The following is a 20,273-nucleotide window of genomic DNA, read 5'->3' as shown; positions in this document are numbered from 1 at the left end:
ACGAACCAGCCTCCTTATTTGAAGGTCTACATCCCCAATTATAGCACACACGTTCGTGTCAGACCACAAAAACCACCGATTCATCTCCCGCTTATAGAAGACGGGAGTATTCTCGGCTTAGGTGGATAAAGGAATGATGAAGCGTGGAGAGGAGAGGGAGGCTGGAGAAATGAACTTATGCTTCCGAAGTCGCTTTCTTGCAGAAAGCGTGTACCCCGGATTTCAACAGCTTCTGCTGTTAGGCAATCAAGAAATCTGGGGACAACAGCGATCGGAAGCTCCCTCTCCTCGTAACGCAGATCGGAACGGTATTTCAGGAGCGAACTACTAGACGCAAAAACCCCAGGCCAGCAGGCCAGGGGCTTGAAGTCATGCCATATCAGCGGAGTAGAGCGCCGAGCGCATCAACGCCCGCAGCGTATCCTCCCGATGCGCATCCAGACCGAGGAAAAAGACCGTATAATATACCCCGTCCTGCTGCCACACATAATAAGTCTGGGACTTGAACTGGTGACGATCGCGATCCAGCGGAATAGCTGGCCAATACTGATGCTCCCGGTCTTCATATATCGCTATCTGGATGCCATCGATGTCCAGACGGCCTAGCGACTCCAGCTTGCTCGTATCGACAGCGACCTCCCGACTCTGGTACACCTCCAACGTATCGTTAATTTCATAAATATCTGACCGCCCCGTCACCCGGTAGGTCGTTACCAATGCCGCCGCTGGAGCATGAATGTACAATTCCGTGTTCCACGCATCCGGCTGGTGCATCATAGCATCTATCAGCGTCAGTCCATGATCCGATAATGTATACGGAACTTTGACCGGGAAGCCAAGCAACGTCGCCGCCTGCCGCAGGTCCGTATCGTCATAGAGCGGGATGGAATTGCCCTCTCCCTTGTAGTCGACCCCGCTCGCCTGGGCCGGCAGGACGAACGAGGCGATCATCTCCGCCAGCTCGGCCTCGGATATCGCTGCCGGATCGTAATCTATCGCATACGTCAAGTCCCCCTCATCCCAGACGAAGCTATGGCCGAGATCGGAGGTGTACCGCACGCCCTGTCTCTCGCCCAGTACGAGGTCTTCCTGTCTATAGGCTGGCTGCAGGTCTGATGAGGTTGAAGTTCTTGCGCCGTTCAGCAAGTTATGCTCCAACAGACTGCCAGGGCCTCTCTCAATATCGATCTGCAATGAGTCGATGTCGGTCATGGCTTTCTCCGACTTGAAGGTCATCGTCACCAGCTCGATTAGATCCGCCTTTTCCGCTTTCGAGAAATTCTCATTGAACGTAGCGCCAACGAAGCGATAGCCTGTCGGGAGCGTATCCGGCACCTTAAACGTGTATGGCGCAAAATCCTGCGCCCGATCCAGACTGGCGAACCAGCGAAAGGTCGGGATCGGCCGATCGATGCGTACATGCTGCGCTTCGGGGCGCGCCTCTTCCGCTACCGGCACGCTCGGCTCGGAGCCGTTCCTGGCCTGGGTCAGCAGGACGACGCCCAGCACGACGACCGCCAGCAGCGCAAGGATGGACAGCCGATAGCCCCCTGATTTGTATTGTGTAATCATCACGATTCTCCGTTTCATCTGACTTGGGGTATGCAAAAAGTAGGAGCGCGGCGCAAGCAGGACTCCCGGCTCGCTGCCGAACCGCGCCAGCAACAGCAGCGTCGATCCGTAGGCAGCGGCCTCGCGCTCGCCTAGCGCCTCCAGCACCGCCGCATCGCAGGCCAGCTCCCGATCGGCGTTCATCGCCCGCTGACCGAGCCAGACGAGCGGATTGAACCAGTGCAGGCAGAGCGCCGCCATCCAGAGCCCGCCGAGCCACAGATCCCGGCGTCTGTAGTGCAGCAGCTCATGCAGCAGCACATGGGTCAATGCCTCGGGCGTCGCTTGGGCGACCAGCGCCTCCGGCAGATAGATGCGCGGGCGCAGCAACCCGCCGATCCAGGGGCTGGCCGGACCATCGACCGCATAGAGCGGGATCGCCCTGCGTATCCCCAGCCGACGCTGGCAGTCTTGAAGTACGGATAGTGCTTGTGGCGAGTCTATGCGACGAGCGCTGCGCCAGCGCCGCTCGGAGCGGCGCGCGACCGCGACGAAGCCTAGCGCCAGCAGCACAGCCCCGCTCAGCCAGACTATGGCCAGAGCGGCGAGCCACCGATCCACCGTCTGAAGAGTCGCACGATCCGCCAAGGAGCTACCGTCCTCTGCGGACGGTAGCTCTGATCGCGACGCCGCTGGCTGCGATCGCCCGGCTGGCAGCTCCCCGGCAACGCCTGCCGACGCCTCTGCGCCTCGCCCTGTCGCCGCCTCCGCCTCGCTCCCCGCAGCAGCTTGGCCGTCGCGTCCAGCAGCTTGCTCGTTGTGCCCTGTCGCCGCTGCACCGTCGTCGTTCCCGGCCTCTATGCCCTCCGCATCTGGCAGCTGCACGGAAGATACGTGCTGCCCGGACGTCGGAGCGTCCAGCTGCCAGATCGCGGTCAGCGAGGGCGGCAGCAGCCACTCGATGCTGATCGGGCTAGTCAGTGGCAGAGGGATGAGCAACTTCGCCAGCACGAGTATCCACAGCAGATGCAGCAGCTTCGGCGAGCGCATCCCTGGCAGCCACCGCCGAAGACAGAGCAGCAGTCCGACCACCACTGCCGCGGTCAGCGAGAGGCGCAGCACCGATACGAAGACTGTCTCGATGGCGCTCATGACTTTTTCTTCTCCTCCAGCAGCTGCTGGAGCTCCTCGATCTCGCGCGGCGACAGCTTCTCGGCCTCGACGAATCGGGCCAGCAGCACGCCGACGGCCCCGTCGTATACCCGGTCGAGGAAGGAGCGGTTCTCGTCTTTCAGGTAGGCTTCACGCGTCACGGACGGGTAGTACAGATAGTTGCGACCGACCTTTTCGAAGCGGATCGCTTTTTTCTTATGTAGACGGTTGAGGAACGTCTTCACGGTCTGATCGGACCACTGCATCTGCTCCCCCAGCGCCTCGATGATCTCTTGAGCGGACAGCGGCTCCTGCGTCCAGAGCAGCTTCATCACCTGCAGCTCCGCTTCGGTAATACGCGGCGAGGTCATGGCGCCTCCCCCTTTCGACGTCTATTGTTTACAGATGTAAACGATAAAAGGAGTATAGCCTGTTAAGCTATCACGCGTCAAATGGAAGATGATAGGAGCGGAAGACGATAGGAGCGCCCTAGTCCAGCACACAGCATCCTGTCGAGCAAGTCCGCCAACGTCAAAAGGCTTCTCATTCCACGTCGAAGTGGAACGAGAAGCCTCTAATCCAGGCGACTACAGCTGAACGACATACGTCAGTCCCTTCCTCGCCAGTATGCTGTGCTCCAGCACCGCCGTCCCCATCAAAGGTTGCTCTAGCCCTAGCTCCTGCCCCATCTCGGCGCACAGCAGGGCGAAGGGGTGACGGTACGCCACTCGCAGCGGCTGATCCGACGAGGCGTGGATGAGGGCCCGCGTCAGACGTCCCCCCGCCCACGCCATATCCACGGTGAAGCCGCCTCTCGCCTTCAGGCCGACGATCTCACCCTCAGGCCAGGCGTCCGGCAGAGCCGGCAGCAGATCGATCCGATCCTCATGCGATTGCAGCAGCATCTCGATGATGCCGGCAGCCGCGCCAAAGTTGCCGTCGATCTGGAACGGCGGATGCGCATCGAACAGATTGGCGTACAAGCCGCCCCGCTCGAAATCCATGACGCCGTCGTCCTCGACCTGCACCAGCAGTCGGCGCAGAATGTCGAAGGCGCGGTTGCCGTCGCGCAGCCTGGCCCATAAGGCGATCTTCCACCCGATGCTCCAGCCCGTCCCTCCGTCTCCTCTAAGCTCCAGCGTCCTCCTCGCCGCCTCGTACAGCAGAGGCTGGCGCGTCTCGCCCCAAGCCGCCCCGGGGAACAGATCGTACAGCTGCGATACATGGCGATGCTGCTCGTCCTCGTCCGCAAAATCGTAGTGCCACTCCTGAATCTGTCCGCGGCTGCCGATCCTCGTCGCAGGCAAGCGATCCAGCACGCGCTGCAGCTCGGGCAGGAGCGGCTCGTCCCGCTCCAGCAGCCGCGCGGCCTCGATACATCGGCTGAGCAGCTCGCGGATCAGACTAATATCCATCGTCGACGAGACGGTCAGCGCAGGCGTCCTTCCGTCGGGCAGACGGAAGCGGTGCTCCGGCGAGGTGGACGGAATCGTCAGATACTCGCCCTGCTCATCGAGCTGCACCCAGTCCAGCACGAACCGCGCTGCGTGGATGAGCACCGGATAGGCCTGATGCTGCAAGAAGGCCATATCCCCCGTAAATAGAAAATGCTCCCACAGATGAGCGCTGAGCCATATACCGCCCATCGGCCAGTTGGCCCAGAGCGGATTGCCGTCCCCGTAATTGCCTGGAGGCGCAGACTGCCGCCACAGGTCCGAGTTGTGATGGGCGGTCCAGCCCCGGCAACCGTAATGGACGCGAGCCGTCTCCTCGCCCGTCACGGACAGATCCTGGACGAATTGCAGCAGCGGCTCGTGGCATTCGCTCAGATTCGCCGTTTCCGCGAGCCAGTAGTTCATCTGCAAGTTAATGTTCAGCGTATAATTGCAGCTCCAGATCGGACGAATATGCTCGTTCCAGATGCCCTGCAGATGAGCGGGCTGCGTCCCCTCGCGGGAGGACGCCAGCAGCAGATACCGGCCGTATTGCAGGAACAACGCCACCAGCTCCGCATCCTGCGCGCCGTACCGCCTCAGCCGCTCATCTGTCGACAGCGATCTCGCTTCGTCCGGCACCGATGAGCCGAGGGTGAAGCGGACCCGCTCGTACAGCGGCTTGTAATCCTCCTCATGTCGGCGCTTCAGCTCGGCATACGACCAGGACATCGCTTGCTGCAACCGCCGCTCTGCCAGCTCGCCCGGAGGATAAGCCGCAACGTCGGGCATGGCGTCGAAGCCGGCAAAGCTCGTGCCTGCGGCAAAGTAAAAGACCACCTCCGTCGCATCCGTAATGTGGATGCCCGTATGATCGATCTTGACTGTAGCGCCCGCATCCGTCCGGCAAGCGAGCCTGCCCTCGAAGGCGATCGTGCGGCTGTCGGCCTCTGCCTCGTACTTTACCGGCTCGGGATCGTGGACATAATTCGGACTAACCTCGCTCGGACAATCGCCCCGTAGCGCAAAGTACGCCGCCGCTTCCTTCCCCTTCTCCGCTCCCGCCTCTGCGCCGTCCCGCCAAGCGGTCGTCGACCGCAGCGGGCTGTCCAGCCACGACTTCACTTCAAGATGGCCCGGCTTGCTCGCAGCCAAGCGGCAGACGAGCGCCTGATCGGGATAGGAAGCGAACAGCTCGCGGGTGTAGCGGACACCGCCGATCTCGTACTGCACCGTGGCGCAAGCTTCGTCGAGCTTGAGGGAGCGCCGATAGCCCTCGGCAAAGTGTCCGTGGTAGAACCGCATATGCCAATGGCCAAGCGGCATGAAGGCTTGCGTATACGGCCCCATCATACCTGCCTTGCTCAGCCGCTCGGCATCCTCGTAGCGCTCCTCCAGCACCGCCTGCCGCACCTCGCCGAGCGCTTGCAGCGCCAATGGATTGTTCCAGTCTCGCGGATAGCCTGACCATAGCGTGTCCTCATTGAGCGCGATCTTCTCTTGCTCGATGCCGCCATACACGATCCCGCCCAGTCTGCCGTTGCCGACCGGCAAGCCCTCCGTCCATCTGATTGCAGGACGACTATAATTCAGCTCCAAGCTTTCCTCGCCTCCCGTCTCCCTTACAGAGGTTGTTCGCTACAGCCCGTATTCGCTGATAACCTCCGCCAGCTTCACCGGCTGCCCGCCCCGCTTGACGCTGCGGGTCATCGCTTCCATCAACGCAAGCGTATGCACCGCTTCCCGTGCGTCTGGCAACGGCTGCGTTCCGTTATCGAGGCAGTCGGCAAAGTATTCGATGTAATTCTGATATTCGCCGGCATGATGACTGCGGTTCTCGAAGCGGAAATAGTAAGGGGCCTTTTCTTCAAATGTATGCACCTGGGGCTCCTCGCCGCTGAAATGCGTGTAGTACGACAGATTGGAATATTCCGCTCGCGTCGCGCCTTGCGTGCCGCGCAGCACGCAGCCGATCTGCGATTGAGCCTGCTGTCCAAGCGTCGGCAGCGCATAATCGCCGGCGATCGTGGCGATCTGCCCCGCCTCGTTGCGCGCGACGAAACGCAGCGAATCCCAGGCTTCCAGGCCGAAGGCCCGAGTATTGTCGCTCGTGACGGCATACCCCGACACCTCGGTCACATCCGGCACATACCAACGGACCAGATCGACCGCATGGATCATAAAGCCGTGGAACCAACTGAAGCCCTGCTGCCTGCTCCAGCTTTTGTCCAGGAACCAGCGCCCATCCGTAATGTAATGCGCCTCCACGACCGACAATGCGCCGTGCCTCCCGGCTTCGAAGTCCCGGCGCTGATGCAGCATCGGCTCGAAGTAGCGCGTGCTCTGACCGACGAACAGCTTGCGGTCCGTCTCCTGCATAAACGCGAGCAGACTTGCCGCGTCATCGAGCGACGGCAGTACCGGCTTCGTACAGATGACGTGCTTCCCGGCCTCCACCGCCTGCTTGATATGCGTAAAGTGGAGCTGATCCGGCGTGTAGATCGCGATGACATCGATCGCGTCATTGGCCAGCATATCCTCATAGGAGGTCGTCCAGTTGTCAAAGCCGAATTCCTTGGCCCGCTCCCGGCATAGCTCCTCGTTCAGATCGCATACCTGCGCCAGCTCCCAACGCTCGCTTTGCAGCGCGGCAGACATAATGCTGCGCCCTTCTCCCAGTCCGATCACGCCCAGCCGATATGTGTTGGCCATCTTGTTTTTCCTCCCGCTTTCTCTTTTCCTCCTGCCGGAGGGTCTTTTCGATTACTTTTTCAGCATCAGCTCGATGACCGGTATCGCCGCCTTTGGTTTCTTGACCGGCAGTTGCAGCGTCAGCATATTGGCCGGACGGCCTTCGTCGAAGGCTCCCGCCTCCATCGTCAGCTTGCGCTCGCCCTCCACCATCCGGATCTCTGAAGCGTCGTCCAGCAGCTGCGCATAGTCGACGAGTCCCGAGAAGCCCGCGAGATGGAGCTGCTTGAACGGCCATGCGAACAGATGCAGATAGAGCCGATGACGCTTCGGATCATAGGTAAACCGGCAATCCTCCGGACACGGCGGCAGCTCGGCCGGAGCCGCTGTGCAGCCGTGAATCGAGCGCGAATGCTTGCGCATCCACACCCCGATCTCCTCCAGCCGCTCGACTGCCCGCTCATCCAGCTCGCCGCGCGCGTTGGGACCGACGTTCAGCAGGAAGTTGCCTCCCTTGCTCACCGTGTCGATCAGCATGCGCAGCACCTGCTCCGTACTCTTCCAAGACTCCTCGTCGCGATAGTACCCCCACGATCCGCTGAACGTATGACAAGCCTCCCATAGCACGGGCTTGCCGTCGATCTTGATCCACTCGCGCGGCTGATACTGCTCAGGCGTCGTAATATCCCCCGGCACGCCGAGCCGATCGTTGATCAGCGTGTTCGGCTGCAAGGACCGCACCATCTCGACGTAGCGCTCGCTCTGCCATTCCTCCTTGCCCTTGCCTGGGAAGCCCTCCTCCGCCGGGATAGAGAAATCCAGGAACAACACATCGACGTCGCCATAGTCCGTCAGCAGCTCGCGCGTCTGCCCATGCATGTAGTCCACATAGTTGGACCAGTTGCGCTGCGCGTCAAGCGCCGCATAGTCCTTGTTGTAGCGCATCGGATGCTTCACATCGAGCGTATAATCGGGATGATGCCAGTCCAGCAAGGAGTAATACAGCCCGGTGCGGACTCCCTCGGCGCGGAACGCCTCCAGCATCGGGCGCAGCAAGTCCTTGCCGTATGGCGTGTTGGTCGCCTTGTAGTCGGTCAGCTCGGAATCCCACAAGCAGAAGCCTTCGTGATGCTTCGCCGTCACCACCATATATTTCATCCCGGCAGCGCTCGCCAGCTTCGCCCACTTCGCCGGATCGTACAGATCGGGGTCGAAATGCCGGAAATACTTTCCGTAGTCCTCGCTGCTCCGAAACTCTCGCGATTGCATCCATTCATGACGCGCCCCAAGCGCATATAATCCCCAGTGAATATACAGTCCAAAGCGAGCCTCCGTAAACCACTCGCTGCGTTCTGCATGCGCAGGCGCAGCGGGTTGCCCGGACTGGACGCCTGCTTGGTCTTTGTTGCTAGTCATGCCTGGTTCCTCCTCCTACCCCTTGACCGATCCGGCCGTCATGCCGGAGATGATGAAGCGCTGTCCGAGCAAATAGATGACAATGACCGGCAGCGTCGCCAATACGATGTCCGCCGTCACCAGATTCCAGTTCACCTGGAAGCGGCCGAAGAAATTGTACACGGCAAGCGTCATCGGCCATTTGTCCGAATTGTTAAGGAAATACAGCGGATGAATGAAATCGCTCCATGCCCCCATAAAGTTCAGGATCGCGACCGTGACCAGCACCGGCGTAAGCAGCGGAATGACCACCGATACGAATAAGCGCACCGGCGAACACCCGTCGACAATACCCGCCTCGTCCAGCTCGCGCGGGACGCTGCCAACGAAGCCGTAGATCAGAAATACGCTGAACGGGATCGCCGACGCGGCCAGCATAACAATGATGCCAAGCTGCGTATTGACCAGTTGCGTCCACTGCATCACCTTCATCAAGGTGACGAAGTTGGTCGGCATCGCAATGCCCATAATCAGATAAAAATAAAACAGTTGATTCAGCCTTGTCCGATTCCTCGAAAAGACATAGGCAGCAAGCGCGGCCAGCAGTATACTGACGACCGTCGCTCCTCCCGCATACAGCAAGCTGTTGAAGAAGGATCGGATGAGCTTGCCCTCCGCGATGACGATCGAATAGTTCGACCACTGCAAATCGCCCGGCAACGACATATTCATGCCGTTCGCCTCCGCTTTTGTCTTGAAGGAGTTCACCACAACGAGCAGAAGCGGGATAAACATAATCGCGCTCAGCAGCCAGGCGAACCCATTGCGCAGCGCCGACAGCAATGTTTTGTTCATTATCGCTCATCCCCTTCTCTCGACATCAGCCGTACAACGAAGTAGCCGATGACCGTCATGACGACAAACAGCACGGAAGACAACGCTGTGCCCATCCCGTAATTGCCGGTGGAAAACTCCTTGAAGATCGCCGTATACATCACATCTGTCGCATACCCCGGTCCGCCGTTGGTCAGCACGTAGACCGCCTCGAACACCTTTAAGCCATGCAGCAGATTCAACACGGTCGTGACGACGAGCGCCGGCACAATAAGCGGAAGCGTAATATGAATCAGCTTTTGCCAGAAGTTCGAGCCATCGATTTCCGCCGCCTCGTAATAGGTTTTGTCGATCGATTGCAGTCCGGCCAGCAGGATGATCATGATGTAGCCGACGCCCTTCCAGACGTCTACAGCGATGATCGATTTGAACGCCCAGCTCAGATCGGTCAGCCACTTTTGCGTCAGCACCTCAAGTCCGATCATCCGCAGCGACTCGTTCAGCAGACCGGTGGCGGGATTCAGGATCGATTTGAAGATCAAGCCGACCACGAGCATCGGGACAATCGAGGGCATGAACAGCATGACGCGATGAAAGCCCTTCGCCCGGATGCCGTCGTTCAACAACATGGCAAAAAACAAACCAAGCGCCGTCTTCAGGATAACCGTACTGACCGTGAACACCAGCGTATTGTAGATGAAGCCAAGGTATCTTCCTTCGCCCGAGAAGATCTTGGCCAAATTATCGAAGCCAATAAAGCGAATCTCGTCAGAATAGCTGTTCCAGTTCGTGAAGGAATAAAAAATGCCCATGACGCCCGGCAAAACAAAAAAGATGGAATAGACGATCAAGGCTGCAAGGCCAAAATAAAACGGATATACGCTACGATTCATCGCAACCTCCCTCATTCCACTATCGAATGAAGATTGGCAACAGTCGTCACTTTCGACTATCGCCAATCCTGATTTCCGCGAGCCCGCAAGCTTATTGCCAGTTCGGGTCCTGCGCTACCTTGGCCATCTCTTCGCGTCGCTGGTCGATGCTCTTCAGCACGTCGAGCGGCTTCATATCGGCTGCCAGCATCGCGACGATATCTTTGCCGATGTCCATCCATTGCGGGTTGACGTAGGTGACGAAGTTTTGAAGATCCGTCCCGCGCTCCGGATAGCTTTCGAACAGCTTCTGCTGCTCGGCCGTATATTTGTTCTCCAGACCCGGGAAGTTCAGATTGGAGATCGTCGGATCGTTATCGAGCATGAATTGCAGATTTTCCTGCTTCGTCAGGAAATTAAAGTACTGCTTGGCCTCGTCGATATACTTGGAGCCGGAGTAGATAAACTTGCTCGGACCGCCCGGATGGATGTAATAGATTTGATTGTCCGTCAGCGGAATCGGGAAGAAGCCGATATCGTCCAGTTCAAAGCCATAATCGTCCGCCAGCTCCTGCGCGAGGCTTTGCGCCGACAAGCTCATGGCGAATTCGCCGCTGCCCAGCTTGGCCCCCGTGTCGGAGCCGGTATCGGAGAGCGAATTGTCGCCGAAGAAGCCGAGGTCGTACATTTCCTTCAATTGCGTCAGCGAGTCGAGCATCGCCTGGCTGTCGGCAAATTTCTTTTTGTTCTCGTTCAGATCCGCGTACAGGTTAGGCTCCAGCTTATCGTAATTGGGGCCGGGTTCGCTGAACCACATGACATGATGCCAGCCATCTGCGATCGGCTCATAGATCGGCGTGACGCCAGCCGCTTTGATCGTCTCCGCCGCTTGTTTCAGCTCTTCATACGTCTTTGGCACTTCGATGCCCAGCTCCCCAAACAGCTTTTTGTTATACGCGACGACGAAGCTGCTGTAGGTGTCCCAGATCGTAAGCGCATACACTTTGCCGTCCACGGTAAGCTGCTCGATCGAGAGTGGGTCCTCGCGCTTTACCCACTCCTGATCGCTTAGATCGACGGCATTTTTCTCCACATTGTAGTTCATCGTAATTTCGCTGTAGCCGCTTTGTCCTCCGAAGATGTCTGGACCCTCTCCGGCGTTCAGCTTTGTCTTCAGCACATTAAAGTACTGATCGGCCGGCACGATCTGATAATCGATTTTAATGCCGGTTTCCGCTTCGAATGTTTTGGCCAGCTCCATCTCCGAATCCTTGATCCAGCCCTGACTCGCCATGTAGGTCAATGTGATGTTCTTTTTGCCGGTGCCCTGCTCTCCGCTTCCGCTAGGCTCTGCGCTTCCGTTATTGCCGCCGCAGCCCGCCAGCACGACCGTCAAAGCGACGCTTGCCGAAAGCAAGCTCGTTTTCCACTTTTTCATATAAGAATCGTCCCCCTGTTCGTATTGTTCCTGTTCGTCTCTGCTTCATCCCGCTGGATGATACTTTTAAGTATAAGGAATTGCATCGGTCTCACCATAGAATAATCCGTCCTAAACCTGCATAAATTTAACCGCTTACATTTTGTGTTTGTTGAGGTATAATTACTTTACTATTTTACAGAGTTTAGAGCCAAGGGGTACGATCGCATGTTTAAGAGTATGAAAACGGTCCTTTTCTGTACCAATTCCGCCATCATTCTGATCGTATTCGCCACCTTCGTGCTCTTCTTCTATTCCTGGTCGACGCATCAGCTAAGGGAACAGGCGATCAGTACGCTGGGCAGCTTTGGCGAATCGATCCAGGACCAGATGGTCCAGCAGATCGAGCAATTGAACTCGGTTTCTCTGAATGTCTTGTACTCCAACTTGGTTAAAGAGCGCTTCACCAATTATATGACGCGTCAAGCTCCGCCCCAGCAAGCCGACAGCGGCGCCGATGATAGCGAGGGCTCCGATACGCCGGTTGATGCACCGGCCAACGGTGACTTGAGTCACCCACTAGCATCGGACGGCATTCCCGACGACTCGAGCCATCCGCTGGCACCGGGCGGCATTTCTGACGACATCGCCTCTGGCTCTGCGGATCTTGGCGGCAACAGGCCGCGCGCGTCGACTGCCGACGACGCCAAGGTGTTGACCGATGCGCTAAGCGCGATTATCGGCCCTTCGCGGCTGGCCGAGCAGATTTATTTGTACTCCTTTAACGGACGTTATTACGGCACAGGCTTCGACAATCGGGAGCATGCTTATGCGCCAGAGGATAAGCCCTTCATCGCGCAGCTGCTTCGGACTGAGCCGGGCAAGCTGATCTCGGACCCCAATTTGGACTTGCAGCTGTCCAAGTATTATTCATCCGATGACGGGAAATATTCCATCTCCCTGTACCGGCTGCTGTACGACGAATACAATGTGCCGATCGGCGCCGTGGAAGTGAAGCAATACGCGCATCGTATCCTGACCAGCGCCGCCGAGTTTCAAAGCAACAATCCGTATAACGGTCAGATCGCCGTACTGAACAAGGAAGGCCGAGTCATCTATCCGTTCCAGTCCGAGGGCGAACGGGATGAAGCGCTGCGCCATCTTGTGGCCGACATGGCCCCAAACGCCGACACGTACGCCAGCATCCCGTTTACCGATCCGTCCACCGCAGAGAAGCAGCTGCTGTCGCTCCATTATTCCACTTCGACGGGCTGGTATACGATCTTGACGACCTCCGAGAGCGATCTGTTTCGTCCGCTGCGGCAGTTTACGTTTCAGTTGTTCGGCACGGCCTTCGCGCTGATCGCGCTGGCGATTGGATTGTCCTTCTATGCCGCCAACCGCATCACGCTTCCGCTGGATCGCATCCGCCGCGCGGTGCGCAATCTGTCGTTCGAGAATATCGGTTCGGGCCTGTTCGCCCAGCAGAGACTGAATAGCGGCTTCACCGAGCTCGATGAGCTGCATGATGCCTTCCAGAGCATGAGCGATCGGCTGAAGCAATCGCTGGATCATCTGCTCCTCGCCGAAGCCCAGATGATGCAATCGCAGCTCAGTGCTTTGCAGTCTCAGATGAATCCGCATTTTTTGTACAATACGCTCGCCAATCTTCAGGAGATGGCCGAGCAACAGATGAACGCGCCGCTCATCGCAACGATTGACCATATGTCCGACTTCCTGCGCTATATTACATCCAAGGAACGACAGGTGCCGCTGCGTGACGAGCTGACGCATACCGTCAATTACTTGGAAATCAACAAGATGCGCTTCGGCGGGCGGCTCACCTATCGGATCGCGGTGCCGGAACCCTTACTCGTCCAGGAGGTCCCCAAGCTATGCGTACAGCCGCTGGTCGAGAACAGCATCAAATGCATGAGCGCTCACGCGCCGCCATGGCGCATCGAGATCCTCGGCGCTGTAACCGATGACCGCTGGCAGATCGAAGTAAGAGACAACGGGGCGGGATTCGAGCCTGGCAAGCTCGCCGAGCTTCGCGACAGGCTCGCATTGTTGGAGAAGGAACGCAGCCTGCCGGCGCTGGAGCTTAACGGCATGGGCTTGCTCAACATATATTTGCGATTAAACCTGATCTACGGCGAGCATAAAGTGTTCGACCTGTATAACCTTCCGGAGGGCGGCGCGTGCGTACGCATCGGGGGACTGCTGCATAAGGAGTGATACCACATGAGTCGCAATCGATACACTGCCATCGTAGCTGAGGACGAGGATCTGATCCGCAGCGGACTGATCCGCAAAATTGAGGAGAGCCAAAGAAGCTTCTCCGTCGTGGGAGAAGCGACGCATGGCGGGGAAGCCTTCGAGCTCATCCGGCAACTGCAGCCGCAGCTGCTCGTGACCGATATTCGGATGCCGGTTATGGACGGGCTCCAGTTGATCCAGGAGGTGCACAAATATTATCCACGCACCGCGGTCGTTATCGCCAGCGGCTACGCCGACTTTGAGTATGCGCAGCTCGCCATGAAATTCAACGTCCGGCATTATGTGCTCAAGCCAGTCAAGCCAAAGGAACTGTCCGATGTACTGGACGATGTGTATGCGCAGCTGTCCAGCGAGCCTGTCGTCCATACCAATGACAGCGAGAAAACGGTGCAGCATATTCAGCATTATTTGCGCGAGCACTTCCACGAGGACATCAGCCTCGAGCAGCTTGCCAGGCAATTCAACTTCTCGTCGGCTTATTTGAGCAAAATATTTATCAAGCATGCCGGCGAGGCGCCGTCGAAATACATCGCTGCGCTGCGGATCAATGAGGCCAAACGTCTGCTCCAGCATCGCAAGGACCTCCCGGTCAAGGCCGTCGGCGAGCTGGTCGGCTACGCCGATCCCTTCTATTTCAGCCGCCTCTTCAAGCAGGCCACGGGCATGACGCCTCGGGAGTATCAGAAGTAAGTTAGCGGCGGAGGCTTGGGCTGAACGAACGTCATGACGAACGTAGGCTGTGAAGGTTATGCTGAAGGCGGGCTGGGAGCCTCATGCTATACGTTGCTCTGTCCTGGTAAGCCTAATACCAATCCTTCCGTTGTCACAGGTGTGTATGCCGATATATACTAGACTATGGGATTCCCTTAATTTAGGAGGCGTTGGAAATCGTAAAACTCAGACTGCTTTTCCCAAGCTTTGTCCTACTAGCGCTGTTATTCTCGGTAGGCCATGCCGCTGCATTTACCCACGTCAAAGTGATACTCAATGGCGAAACGATGGAGTTTTCGCCGTCTGCCGGGGAGACTAACGGTACAACTCTGGTTCCGTTGCGGCAATTATTCGAATCGTTGGATGCTACAGTTGACTTCAACGAGGCCACCAAAATGATTACCGTCACAAGCAATGATGTCAAAATGACACTGACAATCAACTCTTTAGAGGCAACCATTAATGATCGAACCGTCACCCTTTTTCAAGCCCCTGCAATGAATGAAGATGTGATGTATGTGAACCTCCGCTTCCTCACAGAAGGATTAGGCTATACAGTACACTGGGATCAGCCAAGTCTTACGGTGCGGATTAACTCCTAAAGTAGCAAATAACCCAATCAGTACCTTTTTACCCCTGCCTCTACTTAGGGCGGATAGGGTATCAGATCGCTGAGAGGGTTATTTTTAACGGGCAGGAATTGAAACAAGAATCGACGCTTTGGGGTCCTCGCTTTTGGAACGCGACGCTCCAAGCAGTTTAGATTCGCCGGAATCAGATTTATTTATAGTTTATAAACGAGTGCATAGTACGATCTTTAGCTGTCGAGTCATTATTATCGATATAATCAATCCCTAAGAATGCCAAGCGCTCCCTCCATTCTGACTCTTCAGAATCAGCAGAGAAATCTGCATATCTGTCAAAAATATAAGCAAGGTAAGGAAATTTGATTAGCATTCTCCCATTATCGAAACTCGTCCACTCTTTTGGCCACGGCACTTGATTTTTAGTCAGTTTGTATTTTGTGTCTTGTGACACTACAAGTTGGATGCCATTTCTTTCGATATAAGAGGTCTTCGTGTTGTTGTCCCAAGTAATTTGGGTTGTCCCACCGAACAATTCACGAATTGGAACGTGAACCCCGGTAAATTCCAGCTCAGGCTGTGTCTTTTCGTCATAGCGAACAGTTAAGCCAATCTTCTGCAAAAACTGACCTGTCATGTCAAATTGTTCGGCGACCCGTCGATCAATATCATTTTCCGTTGCATAAGAAGATCCCGAAATTAAGAGCCCTAAACAGGCGGCTAAAGCAATCAGCTTCTTTCTCACTACTCTCGACTCCTTTTATTGGAAGATATAGTATGTACGCCGAATGAAGAACAAAGTTGCATGAGACGACAGTGCTTCATCCAATTTCGCTTTCAGCATGTAAAAACTTCCTGAACAGATCAACTTCTAGCGTTGCCAGCCCGTCCGTTCTAACCTCAAGCCTCAGGCCCACATGCCCGGGGCTTTTTTTATTTCCCCAAACCACAAATTCGGATAACCAACTCCGCTCATTTCAACTCCCTTTGCACGACTGTCAAAGCTATAATAGGGATAACTTAACGCATAGGAGGAATCCGACTTGTCTACGCTCAAAGTCGCTATTATCGGCTGCGGTACAATTGCCAGCGCCGCTCACATCAAATCCTATCTGGCCAACGAGGGCGCAGAGATTAAATATTTCTGCGACATCATCCAATCCAAGGCCGAGCAGGCGGTCGCCGAATACGGCTGCGGCATCGCCATCTCCGATTACAAGGTGGCGCTCGAGGACCCTGAGGTCGATGCCGTCTCGATCTGTACGCCTAATCATGTCCATGCCTCGATCTCGATCGACTGCATGCGCGCGGGCAAGCATGTGCTCTGCGAGAAGCCCGCTGCCCGTACCTATGAGGAAGCGCTGGAGATGCAGAAGGTACAGCACGAAACAGGCGTAACGCTCAACATCGGCGTCGTCAATCGCTTCAATACCAGTGTCAACCACATCAAGCGGATGATCGAAAACGGCGAGCTCGGCGAGGTTTATCATGTGTACGTCAGCTTCCGCGGCCATCGCTCGATCCCTGGACTCGGCGGCGCGTTCACGACCAAGGCGATCGCCGGCGGCGGCGCGCTCATCGACTGGGGCGTTCATTTCCTCGATATCGTCATGTATTGCACGGGCGATCCCGAGCCGCAGACCGTCTCCGGGCAAGCCTTCTGCAAGCTCGGCGTCGATATGCCGAACTACGCCTACGAGTCGATGTGGGCCGGCCCGCCCAAGTATGACGGCACCTACGATGTCGATGACTTCGTGACCGCGATGATCCGTACTGCTGGCCCGACGATCAGCATGAACGGCGCCTGGGCGCAAAACATCGGCGAGAAGGAAATGTACATCGACTTCCTCGGCGACAAAGCTGGCGTCCGCCTGCAATACGGCAGCAACTTCAAGGTATACAGTGCCAAGGACGGCATGCTGCTGGAGACATCGCCGACGTTCCGCTCGGTCGATATGTTCCAGGCCGAGATCGACGGCTTCCTCTCCTGCATCCGCACCGGCGAGAAGCTGCCATCCCATATCGATACCGTCATCCTGTCGTCCAAGATCATCCAGGGCATCTACGATTCCTCCGACGCCAAGCGCGAGATTACTTACTAATCGACGAATGTCAGGCATCGAGACAGACCTTCCCGTACGCATAGCAGACCAACAGGAGGCTTACCTATGAAAACGATCGGATTCATCGACTACTACCTCGACGAATGGCATGCCAATAAGTACCCGCAATGGATCGCCGACGCCTCTGGTGGCGCACTGAAGGTGACGTGCGCCTATGGGATGATCGACGCGCCTGCTGGCCGCACCAACGCGCAGTGGGCCCAGGATATGGGGATCGAGCTGCTCGACAGCATCGAAGCGGTCATCGCGCAGAGCGACTATCTGATCGTACTGTCGCCCGACAACCCTGAGCATCACGAGGCGCTGGCGGAGCTGCCGCTGCGCTCGGGCAAGCCGACGTACATCGACAAAACGTTCGCCCCGGACCGCGCTGCCGCGCTGCGGTTGTTCGCGCTCGCGGCGGAGCATGGCACGCCGATCTTCTCTTCCTCGGCGCTCCGGTTCGCCCAGGAGTACAAGGCCGCGGCCGGACAGCCGATCGATATGCTGTTCAGCCAAGGCCCGGGACGTTACGGCAATTATGCGGTGCATCAGATCGAGCCGATTATCATGCTGATGGGCGCCAATCCGAGCCGCATCATGTCGATCGGCACCGAGCAGACGCCGTCGCTGCTGATCGGCTACCCTGACGGACGTCAGGCCGTGATGGCCCACCTGACAGGCGGCCCATTCCGCCTAGCCTGGCAAGTGCAGGGCGGCGAAGCGTCGGCACAGACAGCCGAATCGGACTTTTTTGCATCGTTTATCGAGCATCTGCTACAATTTTTCGAGACGGGCAACGCACCTGTCGATTCGGCCGAGACGATCGCGATCATGACCTGTATCGAATACGGAACGCAGGCGATGCAGCGACCGCATCAGTGGATCGATCTGCCTGCTATACACTAGGAATAGAGAGGCGAGGCCTGCATGGACCACCAGGATTCCGTAGAAGCGGGACGGCTGTTCCACTTTGACAATCTGTTCGCCGTCGGCGAGGCCAGCTACGGCATGATCGACCTGCTGCAGATCGGCGAGATCGCTTGCGAGCGGGGTTACGAGATTGCCCTGCATCCGCAGGTGTGCATGGAGCTCAGCTACATCGTCTCCGGCAGCGGCAGCTTCGTCATCGGCGATACGATGCTGCAGGTGCAGGCGGGCGACCTCGTGTTCAACAACCCGGGGTACCCGCATGCGATTCATGCCGGCGCATCCGATGTGCTCCGCTTTGTGTATATGGGCTTCCAATTCAATGATCGGACCGCGCCGGACTTTGCCGAGATTCGAGATTATCTCGCCTCGGAGCCCTACCGTCTGGCGCGGGACAACCATAGTATGCTGATCCCCTTCCTGCGGGGGATCGAGGAGTTCTACACGCAGCAGCCGTATGCCGAGGCGATGATCCGCAACACCTGCGAATCGATCCTCATCTCGGCCTACCGCGCCTTCACCGGCAGCAGCCACAGCAGCCCGCACGCGCCGCAGCGCTCGCCTCATTCGGTCGGGCACACGGTGTATGCGGTGATCCGTTATGTCGAGACGCATATCCTGGAGCTCAAGAGCATCCAGGCGATCGCCGCCGAGCTGAACTACAACGCCACCTACCTCTCCCATGCCTTCAAGCACAAGACCGGCATGACGCTGCAGCGCTACATCAATCACAAAAAGATCGAGAAGGCGCTGGAGCTGCTGGGGTACGGCCACCTGTCGATCAGCCAGGTCGCCGAGATGCTCGGCTACGAGACGATCCAGTCCTTCAGCAAAGCCTTCTCCCGCATTATGGGCTACCCGCCCTCCCGGTATGTAGCCGAGATGCGGCGGGGGCGGGAGTGATGGAGTAGGGAGGAACTTGGGAGTAACGAGGCAAGGACCGACAGTTACACAGTTCCGGAGGCAGCTGACAGTAGCAGGCGTGAAGGATGCAAGCCAGTCCGAGAATCACACTGGAAGCCGGGGCTCAAGCCCAGTGACTTCACCCTATACTGGCAGGAAACTTAAGGCTAGCGGAGGTCAGCGCTATTGCTGCAAGACATGAGCAGAGACAATCACTTCTGGCTGGCATTTCGTAGCCATTCCAGCTATACTATCCTCAACGAGACGAAGCACGTCCGTCCATAAGCTGCTTGCAGCGTATGGGTCGGGCGTGCTTTTTTGCGTTTACAGTGGTGAGGACAAGAAGGGAGAGTAGAAAATGGATGTTGTGCAGCAGCATGAATCATTTATCCAAACGCACCTTAGTCAAAGAACTGGGGAACGCCGGGCTCGGTTAGAACGAGGACATCGGGAGGCTGAGCGATTGTTCTGTCGACAAGTATGGTGGCCGCTTCGAGGTAACTTCGCCAATCTGCATCCCGAGTATGAGGTGGCCGACTGGCGGGGGCGTCATTTTTTTGCGACTTCGCCTGGCTTACTCCGATGACCAAGCTCATCATCGAGATCAAGGGCTTCGGCCCGCACGTGCGTGACATGGATCGTCAGAAGTACTGCAACGAACTGAATCGGGAAACCTTCCTGACAGCGATGGGTTTTCAGGTGATTTCATTCTCGTATGATGATGTCGCAGACCGGCCTGAGCTATGCATCACACTGCTGCGCATGGTGCTTAGCCGTTACCAACCAGATGACTTGCAGACAGACAAGATGGACCCGACCGATAAAGAAATCATACGACTCGCGTATCGGCTCGGCGGCGTAGTGCGCCCCATCGATATCCAACGGCACTTAACAATCAACCCGCGCAGCGCCACGCGCAGACTAATCATTCTAAGTAAGCAAAGCATTCTTCACCCCATCAAGTCACAAAGCCAGCAGCGTACGACTCGCTACACCTTAGACAAGGATGCCTTCCGCCTGCTGTAACTTTTGAAAGAAAAAAACCGCGAAGACGTATCGACACAGCACTTACAGTAGCAGTTGGCAGCAGCATGAGGTCGCATATTTACGCAGATGTAAGGCGGGGTGCAGGCTTTAGGCAGAACGTGGGCTTTAGAGAAGACGTGGGCTTTACCATGCAAGGTGTAGTTTGAACTATATATCATGTATAAGAGCCGATGGAGGCCGTATACCTTCCACTTGAGCAGCATACCTTACACTGCCGGGACTAGCATCCCTTCCTGCGGCATCCAACACACTGAGGGAACAGCAGGATGATGTCTTCAGTGCTGTTCCCTCCGCGTGCCGTTCCCTCCGTGTGCTGTCCCCTCCGCGTGCTGTTCCGCTAACTGCAAAAATCAGGCTGTTGAAAAAGCATG

General features: G+C 57.0%; 16 protein-coding genes. 7 read left to right on the top strand and 9 right to left on the bottom strand.

What is annotated here, in order from left to right; translation table 11 throughout:
• Positions 1-369: 369 nt before the first annotated feature.
• The 8 genes from PA598K_RS10295 to PA598K_RS10260 form a co-directional block, all read right to left on the bottom strand.
• Positions 370-2,703 (bottom strand): M56 family metallopeptidase, encoded by a 2,334-nt coding sequence (locus PA598K_RS10295; protein WP_128656867.1) that lies wholly within the window; start codon positions 2,701-2,703, stop codon positions 370-372.
• Positions 2,700-3,074 carry a BlaI/MecI/CopY family transcriptional regulator gene (locus tag PA598K_RS10290; RefSeq protein WP_128656866.1) on the bottom strand — a complete coding sequence of 125 codons (375 nt, stop codon included), beginning with the start codon at positions 3,072-3,074 and terminating at the stop codon, positions 2,700-2,702. Before PA598K_RS10290 ends, PA598K_RS10295 begins: the two co-directional genes overlap by 4 nt.
• A 216-nt stretch (positions 3,075-3,290) precedes the next feature.
• Entirely contained in the window at positions 3,291-5,735 is a 2,445-nt protein-coding gene (locus PA598K_RS10285) for a glycoside hydrolase family 95 protein (protein WP_128656865.1), read from the bottom strand.
• A 39-nt stretch (positions 5,736-5,774) separates the two neighbouring features.
• A complete protein-coding gene (locus PA598K_RS10280) occupies positions 5,775-6,848 on the bottom strand; it encodes a Gfo/Idh/MocA family protein (RefSeq protein ID WP_128656864.1) in 1,074 nt (357 codons plus the stop codon).
• A gap of 51 nt (positions 6,849-6,899) precedes the next feature.
• Positions 6,900-8,243, bottom strand: a complete 1,344-nt coding sequence (locus tag PA598K_RS10275; protein ID WP_128656863.1) for an alpha-L-fucosidase — start codon at positions 8,241-8,243, stop codon at positions 6,900-6,902.
• Positions 8,244-8,258: 15 nt separating this feature from the next.
• A complete protein-coding gene (locus PA598K_RS10270; RefSeq protein ID WP_128656862.1) occupies positions 8,259-9,077 on the bottom strand; it encodes a carbohydrate ABC transporter permease in 819 nt (272 codons plus the stop codon).
• Positions 9,077-9,949 carry a carbohydrate ABC transporter permease gene (locus PA598K_RS10265; RefSeq protein ID WP_128656861.1) on the bottom strand — a complete coding sequence of 291 codons (873 nt, stop codon included), beginning with the start codon at positions 9,947-9,949 and terminating at the stop codon, positions 9,077-9,079. Before PA598K_RS10265 ends, PA598K_RS10270 begins: the two co-directional genes overlap by 1 nt.
• 91 nt (positions 9,950-10,040) lie before the next feature.
• A complete protein-coding gene (locus PA598K_RS10260) occupies positions 10,041-11,366 on the bottom strand; it encodes an ABC transporter substrate-binding protein (protein ID WP_128656860.1) in 1,326 nt (441 codons plus the stop codon).
• A gap of 207 nt (positions 11,367-11,573) precedes the next feature.
• Here PA598K_RS10260 and PA598K_RS10255 point away from each other — a divergent pair, with 207 nt between their 5' ends.
• The 3 genes from PA598K_RS10255 (at position 11,574) to PA598K_RS10245 (ending at position 14,938) form a co-directional block, all read left to right on the top strand.
• Complete coding sequence (locus PA598K_RS10255) at positions 11,574-13,583, top strand: cache domain-containing sensor histidine kinase (protein WP_128656859.1); 2,010 nt, start codon at positions 11,574-11,576, stop codon at positions 13,581-13,583.
• A gap of 6 nt (positions 13,584-13,589) precedes the next feature.
• On the top strand, positions 13,590-14,315 hold the full coding sequence (locus tag PA598K_RS10250; RefSeq protein ID WP_128656858.1) for a response regulator transcription factor: 726 nt from the start codon (positions 13,590-13,592) through the stop codon (positions 14,313-14,315).
• Positions 14,316-14,506: 191 nt separating this feature from the next.
• Positions 14,507-14,938: a copper amine oxidase N-terminal domain-containing protein gene (locus tag PA598K_RS10245; protein WP_128656857.1), complete on the top strand. Its 432-nt coding sequence runs from the start codon at positions 14,507-14,509 to the stop codon at positions 14,936-14,938.
• A gap of 178 nt (positions 14,939-15,116) precedes the next feature.
• On the opposite strand, the gene PA598K_RS10240 is transcribed toward PA598K_RS10245, so the two are convergent.
• Entirely contained in the window at positions 15,117-15,665 is a 549-nt protein-coding gene (locus PA598K_RS10240; protein WP_128656856.1) for a hypothetical protein, read from the bottom strand.
• A 298-nt stretch (positions 15,666-15,963) separates the two neighbouring features.
• On the opposite strand from PA598K_RS10240, the gene PA598K_RS10235 reads away from it, so the two are divergent.
• The 4 genes from PA598K_RS10235 (at position 15,964) to PA598K_RS10220 (ending at position 19,881) form a co-directional block, all read left to right on the top strand.
• Entirely contained in the window at positions 15,964-17,022 is a 1,059-nt protein-coding gene (locus tag PA598K_RS10235; protein ID WP_128656855.1) for a Gfo/Idh/MocA family protein, read from the top strand.
• 66 nt (positions 17,023-17,088) lie between these two features.
• A complete protein-coding gene (locus tag PA598K_RS10230) occupies positions 17,089-17,931 on the top strand; it encodes a hypothetical protein (RefSeq protein WP_128656854.1) in 843 nt (280 codons plus the stop codon).
• A gap of 21 nt (positions 17,932-17,952) precedes the next feature.
• A complete protein-coding gene (locus PA598K_RS10225; protein WP_128656853.1) occupies positions 17,953-18,855 on the top strand; it encodes a helix-turn-helix domain-containing protein in 903 nt (300 codons plus the stop codon).
• Positions 18,856-19,437: 582 nt separating this feature from the next.
• Positions 19,438-19,881 carry an endonuclease domain-containing protein gene (locus PA598K_RS10220; protein WP_260405344.1) on the top strand — a complete coding sequence of 148 codons (444 nt, stop codon included), beginning with the start codon at positions 19,438-19,440 and terminating at the stop codon, positions 19,879-19,881.
• Positions 19,882-20,273 lie beyond the last annotated feature (392 nt).

Source organism: Paenibacillus sp. 598K, from assembly GCF_003851045.1.
GTDB lineage: Bacteria > Bacillota > Bacilli > Paenibacillales > Paenibacillaceae > Paenibacillus_D.
This window is presented reverse-complemented; position numbering and strand designations above follow the sequence as displayed.

Bases quoted from the DNA above. Each gene is read 5' to 3' on its own strand.
- PA598K_RS10295 (WP_128656867.1), bottom strand. From the start codon at position 2,703: ATGAGCGCCATCGAGACAGTCTTCGTATCGGTGCTGCGCCTCTCGCTG.
- PA598K_RS10290 (WP_128656866.1), bottom strand. From the start codon at position 3,074: ATGACCTCGCCGCGTATTACCGAAGCGGAGCTGCAGGTGATGAAGCTG.
- PA598K_RS10280 (WP_128656864.1), bottom strand. From the start codon at position 6,848: ATGGCCAACACATATCGGCTGGGCGTGATCGGACTGGGAGAAGGGCGC.
- PA598K_RS10275 (WP_128656863.1), bottom strand. From the start codon at position 8,243: ATGACTAGCAACAAAGACCAAGCAGGCGTCCAGTCCGGGCAACCCGCT.
- PA598K_RS10270 (WP_128656862.1), bottom strand. From the start codon at position 9,077: ATGAACAAAACATTGCTGTCGGCGCTGCGCAATGGGTTCGCCTGGCTG.
- PA598K_RS10265 (WP_128656861.1), bottom strand. From the start codon at position 9,949: ATGAATCGTAGCGTATATCCGTTTTATTTTGGCCTTGCAGCCTTGATC.
- PA598K_RS10260 (WP_128656860.1), bottom strand. From the start codon at position 11,366: ATGAAAAAGTGGAAAACGAGCTTGCTTTCGGCAAGCGTCGCTTTGACG.
- PA598K_RS10255 (WP_128656859.1), top strand. From the start codon at position 11,574: ATGTTTAAGAGTATGAAAACGGTCCTTTTCTGTACCAATTCCGCCATC.
- PA598K_RS10250 (WP_128656858.1), top strand. From the start codon at position 13,590: ATGAGTCGCAATCGATACACTGCCATCGTAGCTGAGGACGAGGATCTG.
- PA598K_RS10230 (WP_128656854.1), top strand. From the start codon at position 17,089: ATGAAAACGATCGGATTCATCGACTACTACCTCGACGAATGGCATGCC.
- PA598K_RS10225 (WP_128656853.1), top strand. From the start codon at position 17,953: ATGGACCACCAGGATTCCGTAGAAGCGGGACGGCTGTTCCACTTTGAC.
- PA598K_RS10220 (WP_260405344.1), top strand. From the start codon at position 19,438: ATGACCAAGCTCATCATCGAGATCAAGGGCTTCGGCCCGCACGTGCGT.